General features: G+C 39.3%; 7 protein-coding genes. 6 read left to right on the top strand and 1 reads right to left on the bottom strand.

Features of this window, described 5'->3' with window-relative positions; all coding sequences use genetic code 11:
* The 6 genes from AC6B99_RS33185 to AC6B99_RS33210 form a co-directional block, all read left to right on the top strand.
* The coding region (locus AC6B99_RS33185; RefSeq protein ID WP_496663370.1) for an IS3 family transposase at positions 1–93 on the top strand (93 nt) is incomplete at its 5' end.
* A 385-nt stretch (positions 94–478) separates the two neighbouring features.
* Positions 479–982, top strand: a complete 504-nt coding sequence (locus tag AC6B99_RS33190) for a polymorphic toxin-type HINT domain-containing protein (RefSeq protein ID WP_496665165.1) — start codon at positions 479–481, stop codon at positions 980–982.
* A gap of 13 nt (positions 983–995) precedes the next feature.
* Positions 996–1,367, top strand: a complete 372-nt coding sequence (locus tag AC6B99_RS33195) for a hypothetical protein (protein ID WP_494862972.1) — start codon at positions 996–998, stop codon at positions 1,365–1,367.
* A gap of 185 nt (positions 1,368–1,552) precedes the next feature.
* Positions 1,553–2,431 carry a hypothetical protein gene (locus AC6B99_RS33200; RefSeq protein ID WP_494879364.1) on the top strand — a complete coding sequence of 293 codons (879 nt, stop codon included), beginning with the start codon at positions 1,553–1,555 and terminating at the stop codon, positions 2,429–2,431.
* A gap of 30 nt (positions 2,432–2,461) precedes the next feature.
* Positions 2,462–3,331 (top strand): hypothetical protein, encoded by an 870-nt coding sequence (locus AC6B99_RS33205; RefSeq protein ID WP_494879362.1) that lies wholly within the window; start codon positions 2,462–2,464, stop codon positions 3,329–3,331.
* A 69-nt stretch (positions 3,332–3,400) separates the two neighbouring features.
* On the top strand, positions 3,401–4,276 hold the full coding sequence (locus tag AC6B99_RS33210; RefSeq protein WP_496665164.1) for an RHS repeat-associated core domain-containing protein: 876 nt from the start codon (positions 3,401–3,403) through the stop codon (positions 4,274–4,276).
* Here AC6B99_RS33210 and AC6B99_RS33215 read toward each other — a convergent pair.
* On the bottom strand, positions 4,260–4,352 hold a 93-nt coding region (locus AC6B99_RS33215; protein ID WP_496663585.1), incomplete at its 5' end, for an IS3 family transposase. The genes AC6B99_RS33210 and AC6B99_RS33215 overlap by 17 nt on opposite strands.

A 4,352-nucleotide genomic window follows, 5' to 3' on the forward strand; every position in this document is an offset into this window, starting at 1 on the left:
GTCAACTGGTTCAACAAGCATCGCATCCATGGAACCTTAGACTATATGACGCCTGTTCAGTATCGCCAAGAAGCCCTTAAAAAAGTTGTCTGATTTACTGTTGACAATCCACTATGAGAAGCGATTGAATGAAGGCAAAAAGAAGAAACAGGCAATCATTTGCATTATGAGAAGGCTTGTGAACATCCTTTACAGCATGATGAAGTACAAGACAGAATATAGGCTTGCTTCTTTACCCGAACCATTGGCAAGTTGAGATATAATGGTGGTAGCTGAAACAGTTGCCGCCTTCATTCTTCCCTGAATCAAGTTTATAACTAACGAAGGGGAGAAAAATATCGAAGACATTGAGGTCGGAGATAAGGTTCTTGCCAAGGATGAGAATAACCCTAATGGAGAATTAGCTTACAAAGAAGTATTGGCTTTATAGCGCAACCAACGTGATGATATTATAAAGTTACATGTTGGGAAGCAAATAATCGAAACGACAGATAACCATCCGTTTTGGGTAGAAGGTAAAGGGTGGGTCTTCGCAGACGACCTCCAGGTTGGCAATAAACTCGAAAAGGCAGACGGAAGCAATCTGATGATCGATAAGGTTGAGTTCGTTAAACTGGATAAGCCAGTAACGGTTTACAACTTTACGGTTGCTGACTTCCATACGTATTATGTAACGGATTTGGGCATTTGGGTTCATAATACAAATTGTTCTTGGATGACGGTTGTAGAGGAGAAGAGTGTAACTAATCAGTTAAAGAGTTTAAGTGCGAAACAACAGGAAAGTTTTGACAATATAGTAACAATGCTAGCAAGCGGAGACCATTCAGGATTAAATGTTCACCTATTAACTGCAGATAAAAAAGGGCTATGGTCAGCGGATTTCAAAGGTTTTGGAGGAGGGCGCGGAAATGCGAGGATTTACTTCAAAATGGAAAATGGTAAAATAACTATTACTGAAATTGATTTGAAACATATGAAATAATAAATAGGAAAGAGTGGAGATTGTTATTCCATTTAATCATGTTATTGTTGAAGTGCACTGTTTGTATGGTTTAGTTGAGAGTGAGGAACATGGGACTATTCCTGAGTACTGCAGATACGGAGTTAAAAATCCAGGTTATCATTGCTTGAAAAACAATTGTCCTTATGTTGGGCACGCTCCTGCTCCACATGAAATAGCTTTTTCAGATGACAACGGAGAAGTAGAGGATGACGCTTGGATTGGATTTGGTGGGGACATGGAGCCGGAAATTTATTCTGAAATTAAAGATGTGGAGTTAAAGGAACTCTGGAGAGAGGTTTGCAAAAAAAAGATACAAGAAGCATACTCGGAATATATGTTTCGAAGCAAACTAAAGGAAAAATAGTCTTAGTGACCTTGGGGATGTCATCCTCAAGGTCTTTCTTTTACCCCCACCCAGTGCCGAATTAATCCATTATTCAACCAATAACACATCCAACTTATGTAAAACGGATTGAACTAATATTCCACATGTGAGTCTAACAACTCCAGGTGGTTTCTTTTTGCTCAAAAAATAGAAGACCAGCCTTTATGGGCGGTCTTCATCTGAAAAATATATTTGAACTTATGGAGATTCACAAATTTAATAGTGACCATTCAACCCTATATAATAATATTAAAATAATGATATACGGTAATGTGACCCTTCGTACGATCTCCTATGGGGATAAGACGCTGCAAATGACAGTAGCATATGATAGCGCCTATCAATTTGCATTCCCAACGAGCCAAGGAGTGACGGTAACGGATGCCAGCAATCAAAAGAGTACCATAGTGACGAAAGCGGAGTACGACTTAGGCACTGGTATGATGATTGCCTCCACAGATGGGAAAAATGCACGTACGGCTTATCAGTATGATAAACTTGGGCGTATTAAACAAGTCACTCATCCCGATGGGAAATTGCTGCGGGCGGCATATAATGATGTTCGGAATACCTTGCTTGTTACAGATGAAGGAGGATATCAAACACAGAGAAGTTGGAATGGTTTAGGTTGGGAAATAGAATCCGGTATAATCAATCAAGCTGGTTATGAGATGAAAGCCAGAAACGATTATGATGCCTATGGACGTGTGGAATGGTCGGAAGATGCTTTAGGATATCGGACTCGCTATGAATTTGATAATTGGAAGCGATCAACCAAAACTATTTTGCCGAATGGATCAGAAACGACAGCAACTTATGATGATAGCCTGCATAGAAAGATGACAACTAATCCACTAGGCAATAGAAACATTGAAACCTATGATAAGTTTGGCCGATTGGAGAAAGCAGAAGAACAGGCACAAGCGACAGGAATTATTACTCCATTGCTTAAAAACACGTATCACCCAATTAATGGACAAATCGTGCAGCAGTTGGATGCTAAGCAGCAAGTTACGACGTTTACGTATACAATATTGGGATAGCTTGCTTCGGTTACGAATACGAAGAATGAAATGACGCGTTATGAATATGATCATGCAGGTAATTTGATAAAAACAATCTTTCCTGATGCAAATGTGCAAACGAAGGCTTATGATGAACTTGGACGCGTTATTCGTAGTACCGATGCACAGCAGAATAGTGAAAAATTCTATTATGATGCCAATGGTAATCGAAGCAAAGTGATTGATAAAACAGGTAAGGTATTTCAATATTCTTATACTAACCGAAATTTGTTGTTGTCTAAGCAAGGACCAAGTGAAACGATTTCCTTTACTTATACCGATAATGGTTCACGAAAAACGATGACGGATAGCACGGGGACGACTCAATATACGTATAAGCCATATACAGCGGAGTTGGCTTCCGTAATCTATCCAGACGGGAAGAAGCTAGAATATGGTTATGATATACGTGGTCAAGTAGCGAGTGTAACCACACCATTTGGGGATACTGCATCTTATAGCTATACCAATAACAATCAACTAAACCTTGTTTCGTGGAATGGGGCCGTTCAGGAAAGCTACACCTATGATGCAGGCGGTCAACTTGCCAGGAAGCAGCAGGCGAATGGGCTATTGACAGAATATAGTTATACCGATTTAAAACTGACGAACTTGAAGCAGTTGAAAATGGATGGTGGGATTTCATCTAATTATAGTTACCAGTATGATGCGAACAACAACATCACAAGCATTAATGAGCAGGGTTCAGATAAGCCAGAAGTGGATAGCCTTTTCACATACGATATATTAAACCGTATTAAGACATCTACGAAGTTAAATGAATCGTACACCTATGACAGTCGGGGAAATAGGAAAACTCTATCTAGTGACAGTGAAGTAGGGCTTACAGATAATGTTTCCTATGAGTATGATGAGTGAGACCGCTTAAAGAAAGTCGTTAAGGCTGATGGGAAGAATGTGACTTATCGTTATAACGGAGATAATCTAATGGTGGAGCGGCAGGAAAATGCCGTAACGACTCGTTATTATTATGATGGTAATTATTTGATTGCAGAGGGTAGTTTACAATCAAATGGGACAGTCAAGGAAAAAGTGAGTTATTTACGTGGGAACGGACTTATCATGCAGGAGAATGTTACAGGAGCAAAAGGATACTATTCGCAAAACGGGCATGGTGATGTAGTATCAATACGAGATACATCTGGTGCAATATTAAATGAATACGAATATGATCTTTGGGGAAATTCGCTCAAAGCAACCGAGAGTGTGACAAATTCTTTCCGTTATTCCGGCGAGTACTGGGATGATACGACAGATTTACAGTATCTTCGCGCTCGTTGGTATGATCCAGGGATGGGAAGGTTTATTAATGAGGATTCGTATGAAGGGGATCTGACGAATCCTTTAAGTCAAAACCTTTATACGTATGTGCATAATAATCCTCTTAACTGGGTTGACTCTCTAGGTCATTGGATTGAAGGTATTGATAATCAATTATCAGTATCGGATCAGACTAAAATAAGGCAACTTACTTCTGATTGGTATAAGGCCAAAGGCAATAAAGATTTACAAGCAAATTTAAGTCAAGCAGCTCAAAATCTTAGGATAGATCACTTTATAAACGTAGCTAATCAAACTAGGGCGAAGCTAAATGATGATTTTGTTGAGGCAATTGCTGATTCCATACCTAACCCAAGGAGTGCCATAAAGAATGCATCAAAGTCAATAATAAAAATGTTTGTTAAATCTATGGACGATGATGTAACCTTCATTTATAGGAGATATGACAATACCGATTCTCAAAGTATGACAGCAGAACATAGAGATGTGGATTGTCAACAGAAAATTAGACAGCTTTTTTAAGGGCTGTAAGGCGATATTGAACAGGTGTCAGGTATCCCAGCGTTCCGTGAATTCGATGCTTGTTAAACCAGTTAAC

It is taken from the genome of Paenibacillus liaoningensis (genome assembly GCF_059609455.1).

Excerpts from the sequence above, each read along its gene's own strand:
- AC6B99_RS33200 (WP_494879364.1), top strand. The coding sequence starts at position 1,553 with ATGGGCGGTCTTCATCTGAAAAATATATTTGAACTTATGGAGATTCAC.
- AC6B99_RS33205 (WP_494879362.1), top strand. The coding sequence starts at position 2,462 with ATGACGCGTTATGAATATGATCATGCAGGTAATTTGATAAAAACAATC.
- AC6B99_RS33210 (WP_496665164.1), top strand. The coding sequence starts at position 3,401 with ATGGTGGAGCGGCAGGAAAATGCCGTAACGACTCGTTATTATTATGAT.